At 45.4% G+C, this 26226-nt stretch carries 22 protein-coding genes; 6 read left to right on the top strand and 16 right to left on the bottom strand.

The window, feature by feature from the left end; translation table 11 throughout:
- Positions 1-57: 57 nt before the first annotated feature.
- From RS891_RS04825 to RS891_RS04800, 6 genes are all read right to left on the bottom strand, one after another.
- Positions 58-1812, bottom strand: a complete 1755-nt coding sequence (locus RS891_RS04825) for a methyl-accepting chemotaxis protein (RefSeq protein WP_315794602.1) — start codon at positions 1810-1812, stop codon at positions 58-60.
- Positions 1813-2094: 282 nt separating this feature from the next.
- Positions 2095-2355 carry a hypothetical protein gene (locus RS891_RS04820; RefSeq protein WP_063566026.1) on the bottom strand — a complete coding sequence of 87 codons (261 nt, stop codon included), beginning with the start codon at positions 2353-2355 and terminating at the stop codon, positions 2095-2097.
- Positions 2355-2585: a hypothetical protein gene (locus RS891_RS04815; protein WP_315794601.1), complete on the bottom strand. Its 231-nt coding sequence runs from the start codon at positions 2583-2585 to the stop codon at positions 2355-2357. The genes RS891_RS04820 and RS891_RS04815 overlap by 1 nt, the downstream gene beginning before the upstream one ends.
- A gap of 12 nt (positions 2586-2597) precedes the next feature.
- Entirely contained in the window at positions 2598-3482 is an 885-nt protein-coding gene (locus RS891_RS04810; RefSeq protein WP_315794600.1) for an IS3 family transposase, read from the bottom strand.
- A 389-nt stretch (positions 3483-3871) separates the two neighbouring features.
- A complete protein-coding gene (locus RS891_RS04805; protein ID WP_310851982.1) occupies positions 3872-5257 on the bottom strand; it encodes an amino acid permease in 1386 nt (461 codons plus the stop codon).
- Between the two features lie 324 nt (positions 5258-5581).
- Complete coding sequence (locus RS891_RS04800) at positions 5582-6037, bottom strand: GNAT family N-acetyltransferase (RefSeq protein ID WP_079694988.1); 456 nt, start codon at positions 6035-6037, stop codon at positions 5582-5584.
- Positions 6038-6217: 180 nt separating this feature from the next.
- Here RS891_RS04800 and RS891_RS04795 point away from each other — a divergent pair, with 180 nt between their 5' ends.
- Positions 6218-6793: a GNAT family N-acetyltransferase gene (locus RS891_RS04795; RefSeq protein WP_315794599.1), complete on the top strand. Its 576-nt coding sequence runs from the start codon at positions 6218-6220 to the stop codon at positions 6791-6793.
- A gap of 2 nt (positions 6794-6795) precedes the next feature.
- The gene (locus tag RS891_RS04790; RefSeq protein ID WP_315796175.1) at positions 6796-7137 is read left to right on the top strand and encodes a DUF1801 domain-containing protein; all 342 of its coding nucleotides are present in this window, start codon (positions 6796-6798) and stop codon (positions 7135-7137) included.
- 209 nt (positions 7138-7346) lie between these two features.
- Here RS891_RS04790 and RS891_RS04785 read toward each other — a convergent pair whose 3' ends face one another.
- From RS891_RS04785 to RS891_RS04760, 6 genes are all read right to left on the bottom strand, one after another.
- Complete coding sequence (locus tag RS891_RS04785; RefSeq protein ID WP_315794598.1) at positions 7347-8651, bottom strand: DUF1963 domain-containing protein; 1305 nt, start codon at positions 8649-8651, stop codon at positions 7347-7349.
- A 78-nt stretch (positions 8652-8729) separates the two neighbouring features.
- Positions 8730-9908 carry an alanyl-tRNA editing protein gene (locus RS891_RS04780; protein ID WP_315796173.1) on the bottom strand — a complete coding sequence of 393 codons (1179 nt, stop codon included), beginning with the start codon at positions 9906-9908 and terminating at the stop codon, positions 8730-8732.
- A gap of 320 nt (positions 9909-10228) precedes the next feature.
- A complete protein-coding gene (locus RS891_RS04775) occupies positions 10229-10936 on the bottom strand; it encodes a type 1 glutamine amidotransferase (RefSeq protein WP_315794597.1) in 708 nt (235 codons plus the stop codon).
- A gap of 183 nt (positions 10937-11119) precedes the next feature.
- Positions 11120-11896: an IclR family transcriptional regulator gene (locus RS891_RS04770; protein ID WP_315794596.1), complete on the bottom strand. Its 777-nt coding sequence runs from the start codon at positions 11894-11896 to the stop codon at positions 11120-11122.
- Positions 11897-12071: 175 nt separating this feature from the next.
- The gene (dhaK, locus tag RS891_RS04765; protein WP_315794595.1) at positions 12072-13841 is read right to left on the bottom strand and encodes a dihydroxyacetone kinase subunit DhaK; all 1770 of its coding nucleotides are present in this window, start codon (positions 13839-13841) and stop codon (positions 12072-12074) included.
- Entirely contained in the window at positions 13838-14983 is a 1146-nt protein-coding gene (locus RS891_RS04760; RefSeq protein ID WP_315794594.1) for a glycerol dehydrogenase, read from the bottom strand. The genes dhaK and RS891_RS04760 overlap by 4 nt, the downstream gene beginning before the upstream one ends.
- A 369-nt stretch (positions 14984-15352) precedes the next feature.
- Here RS891_RS04760 and RS891_RS04755 point away from each other — a divergent pair, with 369 nt between their 5' ends.
- Positions 15353-16384, top strand: a complete 1032-nt coding sequence (locus tag RS891_RS04755) for a PocR ligand-binding domain-containing protein (protein WP_315794593.1) — start codon at positions 15353-15355, stop codon at positions 16382-16384.
- A gap of 307 nt (positions 16385-16691) precedes the next feature.
- Here RS891_RS04755 and RS891_RS04750 read toward each other — a convergent pair whose 3' ends face one another.
- The 3 genes from RS891_RS04750 to RS891_RS04740 form a co-directional block, all read right to left on the bottom strand.
- The gene (locus tag RS891_RS04750) at positions 16692-17162 is read right to left on the bottom strand and encodes an SMI1/KNR4 family protein (RefSeq protein WP_315794592.1); all 471 of its coding nucleotides are present in this window, start codon (positions 17160-17162) and stop codon (positions 16692-16694) included.
- A 198-nt stretch (positions 17163-17360) separates the two neighbouring features.
- Positions 17361-18461, bottom strand: coding sequence for a threonine aldolase family protein (locus RS891_RS04745; RefSeq protein WP_315794591.1), 1101 nt, complete (start codon positions 18459-18461; stop codon positions 17361-17363).
- A gap of 15 nt (positions 18462-18476) precedes the next feature.
- The gene (locus RS891_RS04740) at positions 18477-19343 is read right to left on the bottom strand and encodes a LysR family transcriptional regulator (RefSeq protein WP_315794590.1); all 867 of its coding nucleotides are present in this window, start codon (positions 19341-19343) and stop codon (positions 18477-18479) included.
- A gap of 136 nt (positions 19344-19479) precedes the next feature.
- Between RS891_RS04740 and RS891_RS04735 the strand changes: the two genes are divergently transcribed.
- The 3 genes from RS891_RS04735 (at position 19480) to RS891_RS04725 (ending at position 21634) form a co-directional block, all read left to right on the top strand.
- Positions 19480-20469: a quinone oxidoreductase family protein gene (locus tag RS891_RS04735; protein ID WP_315794589.1), complete on the top strand. Its 990-nt coding sequence runs from the start codon at positions 19480-19482 to the stop codon at positions 20467-20469.
- Between the two features lie 392 nt (positions 20470-20861).
- Positions 20862-21080: a hypothetical protein gene (locus tag RS891_RS04730; protein WP_315794588.1), complete on the top strand. Its 219-nt coding sequence runs from the start codon at positions 20862-20864 to the stop codon at positions 21078-21080.
- Positions 21081-21106: 26 nt separating this feature from the next.
- On the top strand, positions 21107-21634 hold the full coding sequence (locus RS891_RS04725; protein ID WP_315794587.1) for a hypothetical protein: 528 nt from the start codon (positions 21107-21109) through the stop codon (positions 21632-21634).
- A 237-nt stretch (positions 21635-21871) separates the two neighbouring features.
- Here the strand turns inward: RS891_RS04725 and RS891_RS04720 are convergent, their stop codons facing one another.
- Entirely contained in the window at positions 21872-26209 is a 4338-nt protein-coding gene (locus tag RS891_RS04720; protein WP_315794586.1) for an Ig-like domain-containing protein, read from the bottom strand.
- Positions 26210-26226 lie beyond the last annotated feature (17 nt).

The following is a 26226-nucleotide window of genomic DNA, read 5'->3' as shown; positions in this document are numbered from 1 at the left end:
GTGCTTACACCAGAGTGTTCCACATTTGATAAGGTTTCAGTTTGCTGCTTGCTTCCCTTATACCTTTACTTTTCTTACAGCTTCGCTCAACTCAATCGTTTGCCGCCTCAGCAGGGTGGACGTTTGTGCCACCTTCTGGAACATGCTCGACTGTTCCCCTGTCAAACGATAAATGTCATCCGAATGATCTGAAACGCCGGATGAAATTTGCGAGATCGTATTGACCGAGGCTGCCGCTTCCTCGGAACCCGCCGATATCTCCTCCGCTGCTGCGGATACTTCCTGGATACGATGTGTTACCACACGAAACGCCTCAACCATATGCGTGAAGGCAAGCTCTGCTTCTGCTGTGCTCGTCACCCCCTGGCCGATTTCTTGCGAGGTAACATCCATCTGTGATCCGATGTGCTGGGACTCCTGCTGAATGCCAAGCAACAAATCGGATATCGCCTGCACAGATGCGCTTGAAGCCTCCGCCAATTTTCGTACTTCATCCGCTACAACGGCAAATCCCTTCCCATGCTCTCCTGCATGAGCGGCTTCAATTGAAGCATTCAGCGCCAGTAGCTTGGTCTGACTCGCAAAATCCCGCACCGTATGAAGCGCACCGCCGATTTGCTGCGAGAAGTTGTTAAGCACTTGGACCATGGCTACAACTTCAGCAGATACAGCCGAAATGCTCTCCATCTGTTTCTTCATTTGCATCATGCTCTGCTTACCTGATTGTGCCGTAGCAAGCGCAGTTGTTGCGGCGTCAGACACGGCTGTAGAAGACTCTGAAATGTCCGTAATACCTTTGGCGATTTCCTCCATCGCATTGGCGCTGTCACCAGCACCTTGCTTCTGGGTGTGTGCGCCCTGTCTAATTTGCTGTACGGACTGGTCAACGCTCTTATTCATTATAAGCATGTCTTCTGCATCACGACTGAATTGTTCCGTTGATTTGGAGAGGATATCAGTGGTAACCGAGACACCTGCGACCATATCGCCGATCATTTTATTTAAGTCCCCAGACATATGAATCATCGCCTTGAATGTGCTGCCAATCTCATCCTCACTTTGCAGCCGATACGCTGTCAGAATTCGGTTGGCTTCCGCCAGCTCACCTTGCGCCATTTGTTCGACGCTTGCCTTCAGCGGTTTCAGCGGTCGCAGTCCTCTTACGATGAACCACAATACAACCGCGACGCCTGCAAGCGTAATGAATAACAACAGGGCATACAATGGAATGCTGGATTTCATAATATCTGACTCAATGCTTCCAATGACCGATACAGCTGTATCGATTCCTATCACACCCGTTAAGGTCCCCTTGCTGTCCAAAATCGGAGCGTAAGAGGAAATATATTCGCCATACTCCTCGTTATTAATGATAGGGGAACTGGCTGTTTTCCCTTGCAGAAGCTTTTGGACTGCATCGCCTGGGATATCCGTCACTTCATTGATCGGTGATGCTTTATCTGAATCTTTCATGCCGTCCACCATAATGAGAGGCGTGCCTGCATCGTCTATTTTCACAAAATACACATACATCGCACCGATGCTCACACGAAAATCATCCAGCTCATCACGAATCTTCAAGAACACGTCGTTTTCCTTGGGATCTTTGGCAAATTCCACATATGGCCCTGTATCCAGCTGTTTCACATAACTCTCGGCAATCTGAATATTGTAACTCGATATGGCCTCCTGCGCGGCTAGCTTCATATTCGCCAACTGAAGCAGCATGCTTCCCGCAGATATAATCATAATGACCAATGTAACTATGGCAACAATGCGAACAACCAAACGTTTTTTGAAAAAACCGACCATCCGAGATCCTCTTCCCCTCACACCTGTATGTAAGCCTTTTCGACTACGCCCTACCCAAAAACAGCATGCTTGAAGCACTATGTAATGTGAAAATAGTATATGAAGTTGTCGAATTAGGCAAGAAAATATTGGAACGGAATTGGAACGCTATCATGACTGTGTTAGCTACTTTAAAAGCACAATACAAAAACACCGTCAGCTCTTAACTGACGATGTTTTGAACTACAATTTACCGTTAACTCAAGCTTAAATCGGTCTACCACTACTTCCAAAATACGAATATCAGTTATCTTTATTGGCCAAGTGCGCTTCGACGGCCTCATCTAAACTCATTGCTTTTTCTAATTCATCATCTATAAGTATTAGTAAAGGACCTTCTAAAATATGCCCTTCTGAAGTTCTAACCTCGAAAGTAGCGGCCCAATATTGGGGAGAAATTTCGGAGACTTCTACACCAAGGAGAACTAATTTGAAGTTTTCATTTTTATCTTTATTTACATATTCAAGCGCTAGTTGTTCTGCTCTTTCTCTCGATAACTTCATTAACGAACACCTCCATATTGTGTAATATACCAGTTAGCATGTAGTTGCTCAGCTTCATTTAACGAGTTCCATTTTTTAGGGCTATTTGATAACATATCATAGACAAATTGCTCAGGAGCATTGAATTTGGATAAATCGTTCATTGGAACTGGTCCGCTAGTCCGAGGCAAATTTGAATAAGCCTCTTTTCCGATTTGTTTATATTGGTCAAGACCCCATTTAGTAGACATTATAAAAAGACCCTAGGCTGCAAACTGGCGTCGGTACTCTACCGGCGTCAGTTTTTTTAATTTCCGTTGTGGCCGTTTTCGGTTGTAAAAACGGATATATTTTCCGATTTTGCTTTGTGCATCAGTAAGCGTTCGGATATGATAAGGATAGAGTCCTTCCGTTTTGAGATGCGAGAAGAAACTCTCCATTGAGGCATTGTCATAACAATTTCCTCGGCGAGACATGCTGATTCGGGCGCCAACCTTTGGCAGCATGTCATGGTAAGCATGAGACGTGTACTGGAACCCCTGGTCGCTATGAACGACTAGTCCAGTCACGTTTTTTTGCTTCGCAAACGCTTTTCTGAATGTGCGGATCACCAGTTCATTGTCGTTGCGTTCGCCTATCTCATAAGCCACAATCTCGTTATTAAACAGATCCTTTATGGCTGAAAGGTATATCCAGCGCTCTCCCACACGATACTGGGTAATGTCGGTTACCCATTTCTGATTCGGTTTTTCTGCACTGAAATCTCGCTTCAAGAGGTTCTCTGCTACACGCTGCGCAGGCGCATACGAGCTGCTGGAGCGTCGTTTACGACGGATTTTTGCTTGGATACCGAGCACTTGCATCAGCCGAAGCACTTTTTTGTGGTTCATCCAAATTCTTTGATCTTGCCAAAGGAACAACTGGAGTTGTCGATAACCGTATTTGCCTTCATATCGTTGATAGGTTTGAAGGACTTGGCTCTTCGCCTTTGCATCGAGATCCAATCGTTTACGTTTTACATAGGCGTAAAATCCACTCCGTGACACGCCAAATACATGACAGAGTTTCTGGATATCACCGAATGCAGCTACCTTTTCTATGATCTGAAATCGTTCTTGTTTGCTTCCTCCTTCCAGATTACCAAGCACTTTTTTAGCAATTCATTCTCCCGTTTCAGTTTTTGTACATAGCGTTCTTGATCCAAGTATTCTTTTCGGCGACCTCGCTGATCCAACAGTCCAAACTCGCCTTGTTCCCGGTGTTTTCGCATCCAGCGCTTCATCCGTCCTGCGTCATGAATTCCCAAATGTTCATTTATCTTTCGGTAAGTCCTCAACCGTATGCAAACGAATAGCCTCTTTTTTTAACTTCTCTGAATACGTTTTAAACTTTTGTCCTTTAATCGCCATAAAAAATGCACCCCCTAGAATTTCATCGGCTAAACCCAGGTTTTTTTCCAATGTCTATTCTAAGGGGTGCACTTCAGAACGCTGAGATGTCTTGTTACTGCATAGCTATTATGATTCTTCTACAAACACTAAACTTCTTGCCCACGTTTCTTCCTGAATCGAATTAGTGACCAGAGAATCAGTAACACGAGTACAGTTAGACAGATGCTGATGCTGAATCGGTTGCCTTCATCAAATACAAACATGACTGCAATGACGCCGAGACAGAGCACAGCAGCTCCAGTTACGTAAGGAAATCCCCAAACCTTAAATGTCGGCTGTACCGGATATCTCTTGCGCAGCTTCATCTGTGATGTGGCGATACAAATCCACACGAGCATCACGACAAACCCCGGAACCGCCAGCAGCACGCGGAAGAGCTGATCTTGTGCGAATAGCCCCAGCATGGAGCCCCCAAGCAGAATCACAGCACATACCAGCAGTGTATTTACCGGACTGCCGTTGCGATTCGTATGTGATAAAGCCTTGGGAGCTTCACCACCTACCGCCATAGAATGCATCATACGGGATGCGCCATAAATGCCGGAATTTGCAGCAGACAGAACGGCGGTCACCAAAATAAAGTTCATAATATGTGCTGCACCCGGAAGTCCCGTGGAAGCCAGCACCTGTACAAAAGGACTACTCTCGGGCCCTAATTCATTCCACGGAATGAGCCCACAGATGATGAGAATCGGCAGCGTGAAAAATAAAATGATTCTCAGCATAAAGTTCCCTACAATTTTGGGCATCACCTTGTCCGCATTTTCCGTCTCCGTTAAGGTTAAGCCAATAAGCTCAGATCCTCCATAAGAGAACATGACGACCAATAATGCCGAAAAGATCGATGACCATCCATTAGGGAAGAAACCGCCTGCTTGCGTGTAATTATGCAGATAAGGCGTGTTATCACTTGGAATGATCCCGAAGATCAGACCAGCCCCGAGGATAATAAAAATAATAATCATGGCGATTTTAATGCCCGCCAGCCAAAATTCAAATTCCCCAAATACGCCCACACTCAGCAGATTAATCAGTATAATAAACACCGCACATGCCAAGCTCAACGCCCACAGCGGCACTTCCGTGAACCAATACTGCAAAAAGCTCCCTGCTGCGATCACCTCAATCACACATACCGACAACCAGAGGAAACAATACATCCATCCCATGATAAAGGAGACTCTGCTGCCGAACGCTTCCTGCACAAAGTCTTTCATATTTTTGTTCTTGTATACCGTAGCCATCTCCGCCATCGCAGCCATGACAACCAGTAACAACAATCCTGCAAAAATGTACGTTACAATAACTCCTGGACCTGCAAGTCCAATCGTTTCGGCGCTTCCTTTGAAAATTCCGGTTCCAATGACACCGCCCATAGCCATAAAGCTAATATGCCTTGGTTTAAGTTTCTTCTGCAATGTTCCTTCTGTCTGAGCCAATTCAAGTCCTCCTGATGTAAAAAACGTCTGCATTTCTGTTTCATGTTTATATAAACATAATGTCCAGTATACCCTATTGTCCATGCCTCAGCCCAGCAGTTCCGTACGGCCAATTCATCCCAAACAAATGCTCACATAACCTATGTTTTATACCCCGCAGTGAGACAATGCAATCTGTATGCAATCCAATTCGTTCATTTGAATACATTCTACTCTTCTTGCGATCTCCAATATGTATGATTTGTTGCAGTCCATCACTTCGCAAAACAATTAATAAACGTAAAAAACCAGCCGTCTGTATGCAACAGAATACTGGTTTCCTTTGTCCCTGCTATGTTTTACTTCCTATCATGTAATTTATAATTCCTTCGTCATAAAAGCGCTGTTCGGGTCCAAACTATAATCTGCGAATGGCTCACAGTATACAAACCCAAAGTCCTCATACAGCTTCCGCGCCGGAATAAATGAATCCATCGAACCGGTCTCCAGACTGATCCGTTTATATCCCCGATTTTTGGCTACCTCAATAATATGGGCAAGAATTTGTCTTGCTACGCCTTTTCTCAGATGGGCTGATGCTGTACGCATCGATTTCAATTCTGCATGCTCCGAATTCAATTCCTTCATCGCGCCGCAGCCAAGAAGCTCCTCCGCTTCCCATGCACACCAGAATGTTATTTCAGGTTTCTTTAACCCATCCAGATCCAGGGCGTGAATGCTTTCCGGCGGCGAATCTGCTGCCATTCCCTGCAGATGTTCTGCAATTAATCCAATGACTTGATGACCGCTCAAATCGTCTACTTTGATCTCCATATCTACCACTCCTGCCGACATTTTGTTGTGTGTTGTATCACTGAATACATGTCTATTGTTTATATAGTACTACCATGACAGGTTTCCTGACAACAACTTCAGAAACACGAATGAAATGTCTATTGTGATACCCTTAAATTTCCATTATAGTGAGGCTATCTGAAACCAAAAGGAGACCCCATGACACTATCGACTGAAAATCTGTTTTATAGCAAACGCTTGAAAATGACTCCGCCCCGTGTTGAAGACGTGCAGACCATGCTGCAATGGAATGAAGATCCTGAGTATTTGCGAAATGTGGATACGGATATTGCCATTCCATTTTCGGAAAAGCAGCTTGAAGATGAAGGCGAGACGAAGGACAAGGAAGTTTACTTTCGGCTTCGAACGCTTGAGGATGAACAACTGATCGGATTCGTTGTCATTCACAGCATTGAATGGAACAACCGCTGCGGACAACTTGCCATTGGCATTGGACTCGCAGAGCATCGCAACAAGGGATATGGAACGGAAGCGTTGAATCTTATTTTGCGGTATGCCTTCCATGAATTGAATCTGGACCGGGTAGGTCTGGATGTCATCGCCTATAATGCCAAGGGCATCCGTGCCTATGAGAAGGTCGGCTTTCAGTTGGAAGGTCGTGCTAGATCAGCCGTGTATCGTGATGGAAAACGCTATGATCGCTTATTGATGGGAATTCTAAGACCAGAATGGGAAGTACACAATCAGATCAATGTGGAGGGTGGACAAGCATGAATATGAATGCGGAAGTTACTGAATTTATCGAACAGATCCCGGTTCCCTGGCAAGCCCAGGTTGCAAGTAAACTGCGGGAGTTGGTACATGAGTCCATCCCTGAAGTAGAGGAACGTGTGCAATACAAGAAACCTCATTTCCTGAAAAACGGTAAATATGCAGCGGTCATCTCCCCTTCCAAGCCAGCAGTATCCTTCACGATCTTCAATGCAACCGGACTTGAGCTGCCAGATGGGATATTTGAAGGCCCAGCGGAACGTAAAACAATCAAGATCAAGGAAAAAGATACGCCTGACTATGTGTGGCTGGCTACACTTCTGACACAAGCATCGGCAGAACTCTAAGTTGGAATTGAGGATATAAGGTGTCTCAGTTTCTTTCAACCGGCTCTAGCAACTATTAAAAAGGCCAACCAGCATATATCTGGTTGACCTGATCATACGAAGGGGCTTCCTAGAATGTTAATACATATGGGATAGCCCCTTTTGGGTATGCAGCTGTCAATACAATTTAAATCGCATCTATGCAATAACAGATCTTTAGAGTTCCCTCATCAGGATTGTTGATAAGATACCGCCGTCATCTGACACGACTCGCAAATGAACATGTAATACATGCCATCCCCGGATTCCTCAACCTCGCTCCAGTCCATTTGTCCAACGGCCCTCATCCTAGAAGAGCAGCATGGACAATTCGGATACTCCGCGTCCTGAACCCATCCGGGATGGCCCCCAATCTGGGATGTAGAAGGCTCCATCGCCCACTCACTACCATGGAACGCTTGACGTGGTGCAGTCGCAATCCGAAACTGCCGGCCTGCATCCGGTGCAAGCTGAACATAGTCATCCGGGTCAAGATCATCCGCTCCCATCGGCATCACATTATGCGCACTCCAGCACGGTCCACATGCTGAATCCATCTCCATATAAACGACACCATAACAGCTACACATAACGCAAGTCTGCACTTGAAGTCGCTCACTGTTCCAAGCAACGTCCTGCAGTGCTGGATGCCGTACATTCAGATCAATTAAGGTCGTTAACTGACTGCCACACCACTTACAGTTATCGTCACCGGTCAACAGCATGGAGATCGGATCGCCAATTGATGTGTCGTCAGCCCCTTCATTCTCTTTTACTTTATAGAGTGAATAACTTGGGGTGATAAATAAATCCTTGCGCTGGCCTTCATTCGTTAACTCCCAACCGGCTTCGGTTGTATAGTGCTCTGGTGCGACATGCAGCTGATCTGCCCAGCGAGGTGGCGACTGCCTCCATTGCTGGAACTGACGTACAACCACTTCATCTCCAATATAGGCGAGCATGAGCAACAGATTATTCCGATTCTCATCATCGGTGTTCACCCGCTGCAACAGTTGATCACGTACTTCAGCCGAGGCGCTCTTATACAAAATGACAGGGTAGTAGATTTCGCGCTCCAACAGCTCAGGAATCTGTGCACACAACGACGTATCATGGTAACAGACCAGATACACCAAAATATCTTTACCTGTATCGTCATCCCCTGTGCGAATCAGCTGCATCGCATAATCGACCATGAGGGCTTGCTGCTCCGTAGACAAGGACAGATATACTTCTTCTTTGGAATGCGCGTATGCCACATAACGGATTAGTGGATCATGAACCTGGCGTGTATGCATAATTTTCAAAATCTCCACAGGGTCCGTGATTCCCTCATACAAATCCACGTCGCGCCGATTGGCTTCAATGTATCTCTGATGTGCCTCGCGTTCCATCTCCTGCTTGCAAGGCATGCAGTACCCACCTGTTCTGGCAGCCGTTGCTGGCAAAATTGTATTTGGGCACTCCTCTCGTATGCACGGAATACGTTCTGTCATCTATGGGTACCTCCTCTGCTATTGATCACGCTTCACGATCCATCGAGTCCATTCGATATCAATCAGCGGGAAGGTAGATTAGTGATGTCCCAGTTGATCCTTCGTAAATTCATAAAATGCGATCGCATCTTCGCTGCTGGCAAAACCCGCCTGAGCCATCTTGTCGCTGCCGCCACCCTTGCCCTGGTAGGCTCCGAGATTGCCCTTGAAGAAAGGTCCACAAGCCCACTCCGGCGGTTGCCCGTTCTGTGCCAATACAACTTTGGCCTCCGAGATGCTCGCAAAGAGTACAAGTCCCTCATGTTCTGATGTCAACTTGGTCGCCAGACTCTGCATATCCTTGAGCGATTTGTCCTCAAAGATTTGAGCAACGACAAGCCCTTCCCGTGCAGATAAAAGCTCTTGCGCATAATAAGCGTCATTGGAAGATTTCACAGCGTTCAGCTCTGCTTGCAGCTGCTTTTGTTCTGCTTCCATTTTGTCGATCCGATCCGCAAGCTCTTCCCGGCTGGTCTTCAATTTGGCTGTAATTCCGGTCAGCACGCTTTGCGCGGCATTGAACTCATTCAGTGCTCGGTATCCGCATTTAAAATAAATCCGGGTACCACCCTTCACTTTCTCGGTTTTCAACAGTTTAATAATTCCGATCTCTCCTGTGGCTGACACATGTGTCCCACCACAAGCGTTATATTCCACACCCTCCATCTCCACGATGCGAATATCTTCAGTTACGGAAGGCTGCTTCACCAGCGGCAGACGGGCCGCTTCTTCCGCTGTGACCCAGGAACTGCTGATTCGTGCATTCCGGTAAATCTGCTGATTGACCTCCATTTCAATTGCAGCCAGTTGGTTCGCTCCCAGTTCAGCTGCGGCCACATCAATCGTGATGTAATCTGTCCCCAGATGAAAACTGAGCGTCATCGCATCTGCCAGCTTCAGCGTAATAGCCGACAGCAAATGCTGCCCACTATGCTGCTGCATATGATCGAATCTGCGCTGCCAATCGATGTGGCAATCCACGTCATTCTGCTCCGGGGCACGCTCCAGCTTGTGCAACACCTCGCCATCTTCACTAATCACATCCAACACATCAATGCCGCCGATCTGCCCCAGATCACAAGGCTGTCCACCCCCATGTGGATAAAAAGCCGTCTCCGCCAGCGTGACATATATACCGTCTTCCTTGTCCACTCTGCCTGTAATTTGTGTATGCCACTCCCGTGTGTACGCGGAGTCATAATAGATTTTTTGCGTCATCGAATCATCCGATCCCTTCTCGTTCAAAATGGAGTTTCTATCGCTCTGCACCTAACCTTCAGATTACACTATCTGGAACCGCTAATCCAATTTTTAGGCATAAGAAATCGATCCTCCATATCAAAAAGACCGCTCTGCAAGCCAAGCTACAGAGCGGTCCTACCTACTTTTCTACAGAGTATTATTATGTTGTCCGCTTAATTTCAATTGCTCAGAGTAACCAAAAGCTACGTGTTCGCTATAGTCTAATCCTACAACTTCTTGTTCCTCGAGCACAGAAAATGCAGCGGCGAAGAATGCTGTTCATTCCTATATCCATTTCAATCCGCACTGTTCAATGAGTTCAAGGCTATTTGGTCGAGTATTCCCCATAACAACATCTGAGAATTTTCGCTATGTACCATGCCTTCACGGATTACGAAATCCTTCTGAATAAATGGTAAATCTATAAGTTCATGCGACCATCTAGACAGCATTTGTTCAATGCATTGTGTTGTAGACTCTAAGTGAAACTGCAGCCCCAGTACATGTTCACCATATGCAAACGCTTGGTGCTCGCAAGCTTCGGAGTACATCAGGAGTCTTGCTCCTTCAGGCAATGAGAATGTATCACCGTGCCATGTAAATGATGTGAATTGTTCCGGGACATGCGTTAACCAGGGATGATAATCCCTTTTTCTTTGAACTTGGTGCCAACCAATCTCCTTCTTTTCACCATTCGAGATTACAGTTCCTCCCAGGATTTCTGCAATCATCTGAGCTCCCAAACATATCCCCAAAACCTTTTTCCCCATTTGGATGGCCTCACTTACAAATGCCTTCTCTTGGATAAGCCACGGGTATTCGTTCTCCTGGTAAACGCTCATCGGTCCACCGAGGATCACAAGGAGGTCTAAGGAATGGAGCCACTCTCTCTGTATCCCCTGAGCAGGGTCATGCATGACCAGTTCATGTTCGGTATCTTCGGACCACGAGATGATTACGGAGGGGTCATCAAATAAAAAATGACGAAAAACAACGATCTTCATAGGCTCACCTCCACTAGACTGAATAATCATATAATATCCCAAATTAAGATATTAACAACACGATTATCCCGAATAATGGGATAATTATATAAAAAAAATGAAAAAAAATAAATAACTATCCCATATAGTAGGATAATCATCTATTTTACACATTGATATTGCTCTCATTTTGATCTTGGATCATTAGCGACCATGGCCTCGATAACCCAACTCACTTGATATGAGGTCGGCGTATTTTTTGGCCAAATTCGAATATTTCTCAATGCTATCTCCTCCGAATCGGATCGAAGGACCAGCAACATTCAAAGAACCAATTACCGTATTCTCATAGGAGAAAATAGGCGCTCCAATTCCCGTAGTACCTTCGGTTGCCTCATTTGTCGTAATCGCATAGCCCTGTTCTTTAATTGCTATAAGTTCTTGCTCAATATATTGACGAGAAAGCGGTTTCGATGATGAGGTATCGTCCCAATTAAATGAATCCAATAGTGATCTTTGCAATGATGGATTCAGAAAAGCCAGAATAACCCTATTGGATGCTCCAATAAATAATGGCAAGCGCAGCCCAATTGGCTCCGAAATTTTCAAAACTTGTGGCGAGTCCACAGAATCAATATAGATGCCTTCCGCATTTTCACGCACTGACAAGTACACCGTCTCTTTGGTACGTTTCGACAATTCCTCCATGAACGGTCTTGCGATAGTGCGCAGCATCAAACTATCCCACATCAAGAAACCATACTTCATGAGAGACAGACCTAGTTTATAGCGTTTTGTTTTTTCATTTTGAGATACAAAGCCATGTTCAGCAAGAGAGGAAAGCAAGCGATGAACGCTCTGGATCGGCATGTTTAACGCTTTGCTTATTTCTGTAACACTCATATCTTTTTCACTACCTTGTGGTAGTAACAGATCCAGAATTTGCACTACTTTATTAATAACACCAGACAATCTACTCACAACTCCTCGTTTCTACTATGAACTAACTATATCATATCAAATGAGTACGGATTTTCCCATGAGGGAACAATCAGTCAATTGTATCTTTAAAACAGTAAATTAACTAACCTAATAAAGAATGGACCCTACTGGCATGTTAGCCAATAGGGTCCACTTCACTAAGCTATGGACACACTTATTTCATCGAATCGGACAATTCTGTGAAAATAACACCCAGCGCATAGGCTCCAGCATCAGGGTATCCCAGACTCCGATCACCCACAGCGCCCGCGCGGCCCATACGTGCCACGATGTCTTCGGTTTTCTTCGCACCTTCTACTGCCGCTTCGGCACCTTTGGCAAACGCTGTTTTGAAGTCATCTCCAGACTTCGCACTTTGCGTCCATGCATCTGCACAAGGGACAAGTGCATCAATTAATGTCTTGTCACCTACAACGGCACCACGTCCGAAGGAACGTTCGCCAGTAGATTGAATCCCTTGTACTGCCGCCTGCATCATGTCAGCGAACTCTGCAACGTTCAATTGCTGCTTGTCACCAACGGCTTTGCCTGCTGCCCGGAATGCCGAACCCCAGATTGGGCCGGATGCACCGCCGCAGTATTCCATAATGACAAGAGAGCATGCATCGAGGAATGAACCGATATTCTTTTTCTCTTCATTCACGATATGGTTCCATTCGCGCTTGAGCTGTCTAAAGCCCTTCGCTACGCTCATGCCAAAGTCGCCGTCACCTGCATGGGAATCCAGTTCACAGAATGGTACTTCGTTCTTGATAATGATCTCACTCATCTTATCGATCAGGTAGACGATATTATCCAGGGAGAATTGATTGTTGCTGATTACCGCAGAAGATGTCGGTGTCTCCACTTCATAGGATACTGGCGCATCTTCAGTTACAACGGCTTCCAACGCTTCCGAATAGGCCACTTGTGCTACTGGAGGACCAGACACTTTGAAAGCAGGTGCATCACTTTCCTTAAACAGCAACGTTTTCAGTTCATCGTCCAGTTTCAGGATAGTTACCGATGCACCTGCCATATCGATGCTCGTCATGTAATTGCCAACAAAAGTAGTGGCTACACCCAGTCCCGAACGCTGTGCCAGCTCACGTTGAACCGAGTTGTTGAGCAGATAGAGCTCCTGTAAAGGTGTAGCGCCAAATCCATTTACAAGTACAGCAATCTCAGCGGATGCATCGTTATCCAGCTTCATGTCTGCAAGCAGTGCTTCAACCATGCGTCCTGCAAGCTCATCGGCAGATACCAATTTCTCGCGGCGAATGCCTGGCTCACCATGAATGCCCACACCGAATTCCATCTCATCTTCAGCGATTTCAAATGTCGGTGTTCCTTTGGCAGGCACGGTACAGGAAGTGAACGCAAATCCGATGCTGCGAACGTTCTGGGCTGCTTTCTCAGCAACAGTTTTCACCTCTGCCAGACTGCGGCCTTCTTCGGCTGCAGCTCCAGCGATTTTGTGCACCAGTACCGTTCCGGCAACGCCGCGGCGTCCTACCGTATACAGACTGTCTTGAACAGCAATGTCATCCTCAACCCGTACATATTGCACGTCAATGCCATCTTCCTCGGCAAGATGGGCCGCGTTCTTGAAGTTCATCATGTCGCCGCTGTAGTTTTTAATGATTAGCAGCGTGCCCTTCTTGCTAGCTGTGGCCTTGATCGCCTGGTATACCTGAATCTGGGAAGGGGATGCGAATACATCTCCACAGACCGCAGCATCCAGCATGCCTTTACCCACATAACCCGCATGAGCCGGTTCGTGTCCACTACCGCCTCCGCTGATGAGGCTGACTTTATCCCCGTTAATCTCTCTGCGTTTAATGACCTTATATTTTTTCAAAAATTCAAGCTCCGGGTGTGCCAGCGCAATCCCGTTGCACATTTCCATGACAACATTTTCAGCCTGATTGATCATTTTCTTCATGATTTCGCCTCCCGGCGAGCTGCTTTGTAGTCCCGTCCCATACGATCAGCCGCCGCAATGGCAGCAGCCACTTCAGGAACAGTAATTGGAAACGGCATGGCGTGAATGGATTCTTCCGGAATACATGCGATCTCGGCCACCTTCAACAACTCTTCCTGACTAATGGTATCTACACCGATATCCGCCAAGCTTACAGGCAGTCCCACTGCGAGACAGAAGTCCATCACTTCATGCAACTCTTCGGTTGGTGCATTTTCAAGGATGAGTTGTGCAATCGTACCGAATGATACTTTTTCACCGTGGAAGAAGTGATGTGTACCCTCCAGTACAGTCAAACCGTTGTGGATCGCATGTGCTGCAGCCAAACCGCCACTCTCAAATCCAAGACCAGACAACAGAATGTTTGTCTCAACAATATTTTCCAGCGCTTGCGTCACGACGTTGCTGTCACTGGCTACTTTCGCTTTTAATCCGTCAGTCAGCAGCATTTCATAACAAAGTTTTGCAAGGGCAAGTGCTGCATTGGTACCTACCGCAGATGGGGTGTATCCTTTACGGGAACCCATTGGCAAACTTGCGTTCACACGAGAGTATGATTTCGCTGTAGCTCTTGCTTCAAAATAGGTAGACAACGCGTCACCCATACCCGATACAAGAAATCGTGTAGGTGCGTTTGCGATAACTGTTGTGTCCACGAGGACAACACTTGGGCTTTGTTTGAAATACGCGTAGTCATCAAAAGCACCTTCCGGCGTGTACAACACAGCCGAGTGACTTGTTGGTGCATCCGTTGCTGCGATGGTAGGACAGATGATTAGTGCTTCACCTTCTGCCACACATTTTGCTGCATCGATCGCTTTACCGCCACCAAGACCGATCGTACAAGTGCATCCTTTTTCTTTCGCAATTTCCTGAAGACGAGCGACTTCCTCGCGGGAACATTCTCCCCTAAAACCACTTTCAACAAATGTAATATCAAATTTCTGTGCCGTTGCATCGAGCTTCGCCTTTACACGCTGTACATCATCCGGATGCGCAATCAGCAATGCAGATTCACCAAAGGATTTCACAAAGTAACCGAGGTTCAACAACTCGTCTTCGCCTTGCACGTATTTCGTTGGACTAATAAATGCTTTTCTCATAATGATATAGACCCTCCTAAGGATGATATAAATTAAGTTTGTTTACTGCATCAATTACCTGCATACCTTTAACAAGGCTACCTGATGTAATTCTTGGATGAACTTATACATTCAATTTTAAATGCTCACAATTAACCTAAATATATACCATGCATGTGAGGTTTACAGTGGACATTGATAACAAATAATTATAATTTGCAATCGTAATTTTTTGCTTTTCAACGGAATCATGGTATCTTATTGTCATGCGATGGGTTAATTTTGACATCATCTATACATTACCCGTCATTAACTCATCTTAATATGTACAACTTGCTAACTTTTAACGAACGAAATCATTCATCAGGTTAGCTATGGAGGGTTCCACCCATGATTAAAGAATATCTGCATATTAATAAAATTCTCGACCTGAATAAATGGAAGCGTCTACAGGATTCACTTGCTACCGTAACCAAACTGGCTATTCTAACCGTCGACTATAAAGGCATTCCTGTGACCAGCCATAGCAGTTGTCAGGCCTTTTGCCAAAATGTTCGCAAAGATCCCGAACTGCTCCCCTACTGCCAAAAATGTGATTCCCGCGGTGGGCTGGAAGCGGTTCGATTGAATGAGCCTTATGTTTACTTGTGTCATTTCAATATCGTGGATATCGCAATTCCCATCACGATCGACGGGAAATATATTGGTGCCGTAATGGCAGGACAGGTGAAGCTCGCTGACCCGGAGAAAGGGACGGAACTGGAACAGATCGTCACATCCAAGAACGTACCTATGCATGCTGCGAAGCTAAAGGAATTACAGGAAGACTATGACCAACTGCCTGTCATGACCTACGAAGAAGTTGTGAAAATTTCCAACATGCTTTCTTTACTCTGTAATTACATCGTGGAGGAAGCGCTGAACAAAAATTTGCTGGTGGAAATGTTCGAGAAAGCTTCGGGTCATCAGGAATCTCTGAATCTGTCCACTATTCTGCCTGGATACTCTATCCGTAACATTGAGTCGATCAAAAAAGAAATGACCAATGCGATTGCGGATGCCTATCTTAAAAACAGTCCAAGTGATACAGAGAGCTCCAGCCCGGTGCTCCAACCTGCTTTTGAATATATTCACAGTCACAAGAGTGAGCAAGTCTCGCTTAAACAAATGGCCGATCTGTGCCACTTGAGTCCAAGTTATTTCAGCAGGCTGTTTGCCAAGGAAACGGGTGAAAACTTCACGACTTATATTGCTCGACTCAAAATCAAATGGGCCAAGCAATTGCTTGAAGTTACGGACATGCCCGTGTCACAGATCAGTGATGAACTGGGGTTCAATGAATCGGGGTATTTTATCAAAATATTCAAAAAATTCGAGGAGATTACGCCAGCCCTCTATCGCAAATACATGCAGGAACAATGAGCAAGCCTAACTATATGTTTTTGTTATAAGAGAAAATCCAGTGATATCTTTTTCGTATCAAAGATGGGCTTAAAAGATATTTCACCTATTAATCTGCCATTGCTACAATGGAATCCAGATTACTTAGGGAGGCGTCACGAATGGAATACTGCAAATTGGGAAACAGCGGTCTAACCGTCAGTGAGATTTCACTGGGCAACTGGATTACACAGCCGCACGGTGAAAATGAAGCTCTTCCGCCACGGTGATAAAGTATCGTAGTTTTCGAATATCCATACGTCTGGTATCTTCCCTTCCGACTAGCCTGTTACTTCATCTGTTCCTGTACCCAAATGGCTGATTCAGCCAGCATCGTCATTAAATCATTAAAGTCCACGGCAATCTCACGAAGAGGCAGTTCTCCCGCATCGTGGATTAACATTAGGACCTTACCAGAATTTTGATCCAGTATAGCAATGCTTCCTTCGCCAAACCCACCAATTGGAAATGGTTGCAGCTCAGCGGGCAACTCGTATTCCTTCTCATATTCACGGTATACATCCAGGAACTCGGGATATGCCCAATTCAATTCTTTCACCGAATATAAGGCAGGATCGCCGAAGTTGCATGCACCAAATTCAAGCAAGAGCTCACGATACACTGCGGGCAATCTCACGTTATACTTTTGCTCAAAATCCTCAATACTCTGTTGCGTTTCAGGCGTACACCCTTCTCCCATGGTTGTATTGTAAGCTTCCACCAAAAGATCACGAATGGGCTCCAAACTTATTGACTCCACTTGAACTCCTCCTCTATAAATGAAAATCAATGAAATTGAGGTCCACGAATATGTTCACTATTAACGACACGATGATACCAGAAGATGCATTATTGCTGTTATTGCTGCATTAAAGTACCTTTCGTCACCTATCTTTCTTTTCCTGCAAAAAAAAGCCCTATCCAGAGGTGGATAAGGCAGAATACGCATAGCTTTATTTTAGTTCACATGTTTCCGTAGTTCTTCATCCAACCATTGCAGCGCTGAATGCAGCTTGTCCTTGGGCACATTCTGATAACGATCCCCCGTTGACAACTCAAAAGCACAGCTATGAGCACTGGTCTGCTGCAAGTATGAAGTAATCCCTAACCCGAATTGCTGAGTCATGGATGCCAAAATACGCTCCACCTCGGCTTGAGCCAAGGGAAAATGTACATGAAACATATTGGAGACGGGCACTTCTGGCAACGTTCGTATACCGTGACACGCATTTAACAAGGAAGCAAGTTCCTTGGCCTGCTCGTAATAAAGCCCCATTTTGCCAATCCGTTCATTGAAATAATATTGGGAACTAAGAATATATGGATATAGGCCAATCAGATCACCGCCATGCCGACGCTTCCATATTTTTGATTCTTGCATAACTTCCGTATCCCCTGCTAATATAGCGCCAGCGATTCCTCCAATACCTTTGTAAAAGGATACATATACACTATCAAACAGACTGCAAATCTCAGCTGGTGTCTTCTGATAGTATGGTGTGATTTCAAACAGGCGTGCACCATCCAGATGAAGCTTGATTTCACGTTCACGGCAATAGGCCGAGATGGCCTCCAACTCTTCATAGGCAGGCAATTGTCCACCAATCTCGCGTTGAGGCAGTTCAAGCAAGAGGCAGGAAATTTCCTCATTCATCCCTTCTACATCTTCCAATCGAATCAGTCGGTCCTCATCCGCCAGTAAAATGGTTTCAATCTGATGCAGTTCCTTCAGTCCGTCTTCCTCATGGATTTCCAGATGAGATAAAGGATGATAAGCTACCCGCTTGATGCCTTTGCGGTCACACCAGATACGTAACGCAATTTGCTGTGCCATCGTACCACTGGGGAAAAATACAGCTGATTCCTTGCCCAGAACGTCAGCCATCTGCTGCTGGAATTGATCAATGATTTTACCGTTGCCATAATGATCACTATCCTGTTCCCCATCCACCTGCTCCAGCACTTCCTGAAGCACTTTGACTTTACGGCTGCCGTGACCGCCTACAATAAACTCCGCCTGACGAAATGTTTCCGCTAACGTTAGCTCTGTATCCTTCAAGATTATTCACTCCTTTTACTGTTCTATTCCTTGTTTCGTCATCATCTGCACCAGTGCACCCAGCGCCCCGGATAGATGCTCACTCTGCGAATGCACGAATCCTACTTCCAACCTGCAATACGGATCAGGCAAAGATAACACTGTAACCTCGCCTCTCCGTTCGGCTTTCGTAACCGAAGAGCGTGGGAGCAATGACACACCTATTCCCGCAGATACGCCATTCATAATGGTGTCCAGTGTTCCGTATTCCGTAACGTTGAGGGTGTGCACGCCTTGATCTTTCAAAAAGGCTTCTGCCTGCACGCGATGGGTGCAGCCTACTTCAAAAAACAACATCGGTTTGCACAATAGAGCATGCATTTCATGGGTTCCGGGTTCAGCAATCAGTACCAACTCTTCGTCGTACACTTTCATATAGTTCAGCTCAGGGTGGTCGATCGGACCATATACCAAAGCTCCATGCAGCTCATGTTGAATGACCTTCTGATTGAGTCCATGTGTACCACCTGTAATTAACGAATGCTGAACATCGGGGTAACATAAACGGTATTCAGCGAGCAGCGGCGTCAGATAACTGGAGGCTGCGGTCTCAATCGCACCAAGACGAAGCATACCTGCAGGTGGATTCCCAATCTGAGTTGACTGCTCCGCTTCATATAACAAATGTAATATTTTATCCGCATATCCCAGCAAATTCTCACCGGCTGGTGTGAGCGACATGCCCCGGTTAGAGCGATGAAACAGCGGTACTTGCAGCTGATCTTCCAACTGTTTAATTCGTGTTGTTACATTGGATTGCACATAATTCAGCGCTAATGCCGCTTTGCTGATACTGCCTTCGCGAGCAACCGTCTGAAATATTTTCAAATCTCCTGCATCCATGCGCTGATCACCTGCTTGTTATCTATTATCTGAATTGATACTGACATTCATTTTTGTTCATTTTACGTGAATCTGACCCATCTGTACAATGAGGCTCAGTAGTGAAGTTTTATATACACAAGAAGGAATTTTGAAAATGAAAGCTATTATACATTCCGGCCAGAGCGGCCTTGAAGGTCTTCAATATACAGAGTCAACATCTCGGGCACCAGAAGCCTGTGAAGTACAGATCCAACTGAAATCTGCTGGAATTAATCATCGTGATCTGTTCATCATGGCAGGACGTACATACCAGGACACACCACTCATTCTTGGCTCCGATGGAGCAGGTGTAATCGTTGAGATTGGCGAAGGTGTTGATGGTTTATCTGTAGGTGATGAGGTCATTATCCACCCTACTCTCGGTTGGGACCAAGCAGTAGACATACCCCTTGTGCCCGATATTGTAGGAGGCCCTACGGATGGAACTCTCGCACAATATATTACGCTGCCTGCTAGAAATGCCTTGCCCAAACCCTCTCATCTATCATGGGCGGAAGCAGGGGTATTGTCCCTTTCGGCTTTGACAGCATACCGCGCCTTATTCACTCGTGGCGGACTTAAGCAGGGTGAACATATCCTCATTCCCGGCATTGGCGGCGGTGTAGCGACCTATGCCCTGCTCATGGCCGTAGCTGCTGGTGCCAAGGTAACCGTTACATCCAGAAGTGAAGCCAAGAAACATGAGGCTCTGCGCCTGGGCGCTTTCCAAGCTCTGGACAGTCAGGCAGACTGGAGTCTGCAGAACGATCTCGATTCTGTTGACTTCATCTTGGATAGCATCGGACAATCCATGTTCCCCAAATATTTTGATATAATCAGACCAGGTGGCCGTATCGTGATGTATGGTGCAAGCTCGGGAGATGATCTGAATGTTCCAATCCGCTCGATCTTTTTCCCTCAAGTTAGCCTGATCGGCACCTCCATGGGCAGCCGTGAAGAGTTTGTCCAGATGCTCCAATGGGTTGAAGAACATAATTTACATCCTGTGATCGATAGCATATATCCGCTACAGGACACAGTGAAAGCATTCGAACGTATGGAAAAGGGAGAGCAGTTTGGCAATCTTGCTATACTCGTGGAGTGACATCTGGTTTTAAATGGACCTTCATGAATTGGTAAATATCATTTACGATAATAGGGGGAGTCCATCTGACCCGTCTCGCTAAACGTTCAGCCATTGTTCTCGTCGCAATTATACTTTTGGCCCAAATTCCGATGTTGAAAGCAACCTTTGCCCGAGGGATAACTACGCTATATGTGAACACAAAGTACCCTGAACGCTCCTATCAATACAGGGATTTCATCTATGAATCCCATTTTGGAAGCTATCTCATTTCTTATGCTGATCAAAACGAACAGCTTATTACCCTGATGCTTGAACCCAAATTTTTACCGGTGATCGTTACGTATGATTCATTGGATCAACCCATGAAAGACTAGATTATTCACTCTATGAATCATTCAGGAGGTATCGCTATGTCCAATCATTTGCACTTGGTAGAATTAGTTCGCAAGCTGATGAATGCCGAAGGAACCGAAGATGAACTGGATGAGATGCTAGACGAGCTACAGCAACAGATGCCTTATGCAGAGATCAGCAATCTGATTTTCTGGGATGATCGAGACCTGACACCCGAACAGATTGTGGAAGAGGCGCTAACTGCTCGTCCCATCATTCTTCCGCCCCAGCCCTAATATACTTCAGGAGGTGAATGACGGATATGTCTTACATGAATCATAATAATGATGATCAAACTGATTTTAACGCTGTCAGTGGAGAAGAAAAACTACACGCACTTCGTGATCTGATCGAGCTGACGGATAACCATCTTACTCAGCAAGTTCTCAATATTGGTATGGATCCACACGAAGAAGATCTCATACGCATCGAAGCATGGCGCGCTCTTGGTATGGCAGGCTCCTCTACTCTTCTGGGTGAAATCCTTCATGCTGCCGCGCAACTTGTTCGTAAACCAGAAGAAGATGAGGATGTACAGAATTATGTCTTGCAAACCCTCGCTATTCTGCCCATTACAGAAGCCGAGATCCAATTAGCTCAAGAGGTTCTGGAGGGGGATGCCTACATATTGGTCAAAGGAGCGGCCTTCGCTATTCTCGTTGCACATCAACAAGTTACCGGTGCCACATCCGCGCTAGAGTCGCTTCAATCCGATCCTGATTTTGGCTCTTCCGCGAAACGGGTACTGCATTCGAAGCAAGGAAGCGATGATGATAAGCGAAAGACATGACCCTTCAAATAAACACGAATTTTACGAAAACTGAATCAAAACCAGGAGAAGCTGCTACGAGATCTGTCCGAACGAACAGAGGAACCGAAGATTGAGATTCTCAGACCCTGTATGTATCCATCTCCGGTTAAATATTAAAATCCTCCATACTCAAGTTCAGAGCATGAAGGATTTTTAATATCGTTAATGAAACATACTACCTAGTAAACTGTATTTCTTGGTTTATTACCCTCTACTCTACGGTGTATGTTTACCCACGTATTGTAAAGTTCCTTTAGGGAACTCGTTCCACTCACCTGTTAATGAGAACTGTTGTGAACCCGTGTAAATCCCACGTTTGCGAATAAATGTCCCACCAGCAGGCATAAATTGATCATGCGAGGATGGGTCTCCCAGTACATCGACAATTCTTCCGTCCTTTTTGAGAACCAAAGCAACGACGTTATACTCATTCGGGTTATATAATTCCAGTTCATCATTGTAGTACGTGGCTGAAGTGATGTCAAAAAAATCATAAAATATATAATTTATATAAATGAAAGGCATTCCTGGAACAACATCGAATACATTTTTCGTCGTCACCTTCATTGTTGACGTCTTTTTCATCCACTGATACACATCCACTTGATAACCTGTTGCCTTGTGAGACGGATTTCCGTCACCAGTATAGTACATTTGGACAACACTACGTCCATCTCCTGCATCCATGTATTGAGAGAAAAACAACTCGGGTGAGCCTTGTGGAAGCGAATTGACCTTAACTACCACGGCTCTACCATCATTTCCAATAATCCAGAAGTACAACGGAGATGCGGTTAAAGGAATTTGAGTCGTATTCATCGTATCCGGTCCAGTAAACGTCGAATCTGGTGTGCCACTGTATAGTTTGAAACTTGTCTGTCCCGGGAACAAATTCGAAGTTGAATAGGTTAAAGCATCCTGCACCCCTGATTTCGTATTGATCTGCATCACCCCAGCATTCACCAGAGAAGCGGTACGAACATTAAAGGAATACTCTGCCTCTCCACCTCTTCCATCCTTCGCCGTCAGGGTTAAAGGGGCTACTGCATTACCTGTTCCCGGCTTCAAGGTTAACAGGCTACCATTAATGCTTGCATTAACTGCTTCGCTCGAACTGCTGCTAATTGCAAATTGTAACGAATCTCCATCGGGATCACTAAACAATTGACTCAGATCAAACGTACGATCATTCGTTACCGTTGGCGTTAACACTTGTTCGTAAATGCTGCTTACAACCTCTGGTGATATATTAGGGCCAGCAGGCTCGCCTTGTATGGTCATGCCAAAGGATACTTGCTCCCTTCGTCCAGACTGATCATAAACCGACAACGTCACGGTGGTCTGTCCTTCCGCAACTGGAGCGACAGATACCTTTGGACCAGCGGTAGAAACTTCCACAATATTGACGTCTCCAGAAGAGGCATCAACCGTTAAAGTACTTATATCAAAATTCAACAGGTAAGGAGTAAGATCTATATCCAAAGTCGACCAAGGCCACATGATTGTTTGATCTGGGATTGAACCAATACTTCCTGATTCTAAGACCTCCACATCAATAGAGGCTGTTGCCTCTTTGCCATATACATCTTTTGCTATAACGTTAGCTTGAAATTGACCAACTCGCTTGGGATGAATAACCAGCTTGTTTTCCTGAATGTTCATCTCTGCGATCAGGAAATTATTAAAGTCAATTGGCGTTTTAAATTCTAATTCATCTCCGTCAGGATCACTGAAATATTGTGAGAGATCAATGACAATATCCTCCTTACCCAGAAACAACGTTTGAGCAGGAAGATCACCAGTAAGAACTGGAGAAGCATTAGGCTTAGGATTAACGCTTATTGGAAATCCAGTGGAAACGAAACCTCCCCTACCATCTTCCACCGAATAGTTAATGGTATATTCTCCGAATTTCAGAGCAGTGAATTCAAGTACTCCTGAAGTCTCCTCCACTATCAATCCATCGGGATCAGATGAAGTAGCGCTGAATGTAAGTGGGTCACCGTCAGGATCAGTGTAATACTCATTTAAGTCAACAGAGGGAATTGGATCAGAGAGGAAACCCAAATATACGAAAACCCAACCTGGTGACTGTCCTACCGGATTCAAATTCGGTACAGGTTCTACATTGATATCAAATGTTCCACTTGTTATTCCACCCTTGCCGTCATTTACGGAATACGATATGGTATACGTTCCAAGTTGAAGAGCAGTTAACTTCAACTCACCTGCATTTTCTTCCACAGAAACCCCATCTGAATTGGATGAAGCTGCTGTATACGTTAAAGCATCGCCATCTGGATCAGTATATAGCTCTTTTAGTTTCACTACAGGGATGTCATCACCCAAATAGACGTCTATTTTCGATGGAGCTTCTCCCACAGGCGAACGATTGAGTGGTGGAAGCACAACAACCCTCATATCGAGTTCTGTAACACCCGTACTGCCATCATCTGCGATTTGCCCATCGTCCACTTTGATCTTAAGAATAACCTCGCCCGCCATTTTAGGCGTTAACCTCAGTACAGATTCAGCATATTCCGATTTTACGATCTCTGTATCCACGATTTCCGGGGCACTATTCGATACACTGTACAGCAGCTCCGATTCATATTTCTCATCATCCATAACATAGACCATGAGATCGACATCCGTGCTGCCTGACCAGGCTATAAGCTCTTGATCCGGGATCGGTGATGGAAGAGGGGGTGCATTCACGTTGACGTCAAATGTGGACCTCAGCCTTTTGCCGCGACCATCATTCGAGGACACAGTTATTGTGGCCGTACCATGTTCCAATGGTATCACTTCTAGATTTGATCCACTAAGCACAACCTTAGCTACTGAGGATTTGGATGAAGCAACCGTATACGTTATTGGATCACCATCCGGATCAGTCACATAGTCGTTCAGGTTTAACTTCGTACCCTGACCATTTGCCGTAAACTTGCGATTTTCAAATGACTTCAGCAGTTCTGGTGATCGATTGGCAACAACAGGAGTTGTTTCACTCCCTCCCGTTCCACCTGTCGAAGAAGATACCGCATTCGAAGTTACTGTTCCAGTGTTTCCACTTACGGCCGAAGATGGTACTCCGGCAGCCAGAGAAACCTCGGCAACCTTAATATTCCCTGTTATATTAACCTGCGCTGATGCATTATTCACCTGAAGTTGTTGAATGGTGCCCGCTACATTAAGATTAACAGCCCCAACCCCATCTACCGTTAATTGTGGCAGGTTGACATTACCGTTAAGTTGCAGAAGCTGTGACGTATTCAACTTGACCGTATCTACAGTTCCCTGCAATTCCACCTTACTTGCGCCATCTACAATATTCAGCAAAGACAGCTCAGCTGTGTTTGCAATTTCAAGAGCACTGTCAGATTTAATACTGACCTCTTGAGCATTCGTACTGCCCGAGAACACCACATGTACATCACTTTTATTAATATTTACTTTGTTTAGAACAGAATCTTCGAACACAACGGTATTGCTGTCGCCACCCTGAACTAAAACAGACTGTTCCACTTTTATATTTTTGGCATAAAAGTCATGTTCCATCTCTGGGGCTATCGTCAGCTTGCCTTTGATCTTAAGCCCTTGTACCGAAGTGAAATCCGCCTTAATCGTCAGATCACCATTCAATGTGGTTTCCCCAGCATTCAATAACAGATTACGGCTGAATTCCGCCTCTTCTATCTGTGCTGATTTTCCGCCTTTTCTAATTTCCAAGGCATTAATTTCGGTAATTGTATGATTTTGGCTCTTAAACTGTATTCCAGCCTGATCAAGTACAGCCTTGTTACGCTCATTCAGAAGACCTGCCACTTGTTCAGATATCTGATAGAAAACTCCGTTAATCTGAACTTTGCTTCCATGAATTGACTGAACCACCGACAGGCGGGTTTCTGGGAAGATGGCTGACAGCATCATACCTATGGCTTCGCCCCGAACAAGACCTTGTTTAACTTTATTCTCTCCCTGATATTCACTTAGAAGATTAGCCTTCTCAGCAGCTTGGATATAAGGAACCGCCCACGCACTTGCCCCTTTCCATTCTGAAGGAAGCGACTCTACTTGATTACCTTGTTTAGCATAAGCCGTTGCTCTGACCAAAACGGTGATTAATTCCTGTCCGGTAATCTCCGTTCGTGGATGGAAATACCCTTTTGCATCTCCCTGCAAAAGACCAGCCTTCTTCACTGCTTGAATGGAAGGTGCTGACCAACTAGCTGAGTTTACATCTGCAAATGGCTCTGTAACTTTCTTACTTGTGGTTAGTCCGAGGGCCTGCGCAAGAACGACCGCCAGTTCCTGACGGGTGATCGGATCGGTCGCCCGAAGGTTCCCATCCGGATCTCCTTTGATAAACCCCATGCCTACAGCCTTATTCATCGAATCATTTAATTGATTCGTAGCATTGGAGCCTGAAGATATGCTAGATGGGGTTATCGTCTGATCTGCTGAATCTCCACTCTGTGCAGCAACTGGAACAGTATTACTTAAGAGCAATGCAATCATGGCTAATTGTGCTGTTCTTTTCATTTTTCGCATTAGTATTCTCCTTCTAT

This window comes from Paenibacillus sp. BIC5C1, assembly GCF_032399705.1.
In the GTDB taxonomy this organism is placed as follows: Bacteria; Bacillota; Bacilli; order Paenibacillales; family Paenibacillaceae; genus Paenibacillus; species Paenibacillus taichungensis_A.
This window is presented reverse-complemented; position numbering and strand designations above follow the sequence as displayed.

Excerpts from the sequence above, each read along its gene's own strand:
- RS891_RS04825 (WP_315794602.1), bottom strand. The coding sequence starts at position 1,812 with ATGGTCGGTTTTTTCAAAAAACGTTTGGTTGTTCGCATTGTTGCCATA.
- RS891_RS04820 (WP_063566026.1), bottom strand. The coding sequence starts at position 2,355 with ATGAAGTTATCGAGAGAAAGAGCAGAACAACTAGCGCTTGAATATGTA.
- RS891_RS04815 (WP_315794601.1), bottom strand. The coding sequence starts at position 2,585 with ATGTCTACTAAATGGGGTCTTGACCAATATAAACAAATCGGAAAAGAG.
- RS891_RS04805 (WP_310851982.1), bottom strand. The coding sequence starts at position 5,257 with ATGCAGACGTTTTTTACATCAGGAGGACTTGAATTGGCTCAGACAGAA.
- RS891_RS04800 (WP_079694988.1), bottom strand. The coding sequence starts at position 6,037 with ATGGAGATCAAAGTAGACGATTTGAGCGGTCATCAAGTCATTGGATTA.
- RS891_RS04795 (WP_315794599.1), top strand. The coding sequence starts at position 6,218 with ATGACACTATCGACTGAAAATCTGTTTTATAGCAAACGCTTGAAAATG.
- RS891_RS04790 (WP_315796175.1), top strand. The coding sequence starts at position 6,796 with ATGAATGCGGAAGTTACTGAATTTATCGAACAGATCCCGGTTCCCTGG.
- RS891_RS04785 (WP_315794598.1), bottom strand. The coding sequence starts at position 8,651 with ATGACAGAACGTATTCCGTGCATACGAGAGGAGTGCCCAAATACAATT.
- RS891_RS04780 (WP_315796173.1), bottom strand. The coding sequence starts at position 9,908 with ATGACGCAAAAAATCTATTATGACTCCGCGTACACACGGGAGTGGCAT.
- RS891_RS04775 (WP_315794597.1), bottom strand. The coding sequence starts at position 10,936 with ATGAAGATCGTTGTTTTTCGTCATTTTTTATTTGATGACCCCTCCGTA.
- dhaK (WP_315794595.1), bottom strand. The coding sequence starts at position 13,841 with ATGAAGAAAATGATCAATCAGGCTGAAAATGTTGTCATGGAAATGTGC.
- RS891_RS04760 (WP_315794594.1), bottom strand. The coding sequence starts at position 14,983 with ATGAGAAAAGCATTTATTAGTCCAACGAAATACGTGCAAGGCGAAGAC.
- RS891_RS04755 (WP_315794593.1), top strand. The coding sequence starts at position 15,353 with ATGATTAAAGAATATCTGCATATTAATAAAATTCTCGACCTGAATAAA.
- RS891_RS04740 (WP_315794590.1), bottom strand. The coding sequence starts at position 19,343 with ATGGATGCAGGAGATTTGAAAATATTTCAGACGGTTGCTCGCGAAGGC.
- RS891_RS04735 (WP_315794589.1), top strand. The coding sequence starts at position 19,480 with ATGAAAGCTATTATACATTCCGGCCAGAGCGGCCTTGAAGGTCTTCAA.
- RS891_RS04730 (WP_315794588.1), top strand. The coding sequence starts at position 20,862 with ATGTCCAATCATTTGCACTTGGTAGAATTAGTTCGCAAGCTGATGAAT.
- RS891_RS04725 (WP_315794587.1), top strand. The coding sequence starts at position 21,107 with ATGTCTTACATGAATCATAATAATGATGATCAAACTGATTTTAACGCT.
- RS891_RS04720 (WP_315794586.1), bottom strand. The coding sequence starts at position 26,209 with ATGCGAAAAATGAAAAGAACAGCACAATTAGCCATGATTGCATTGCTC.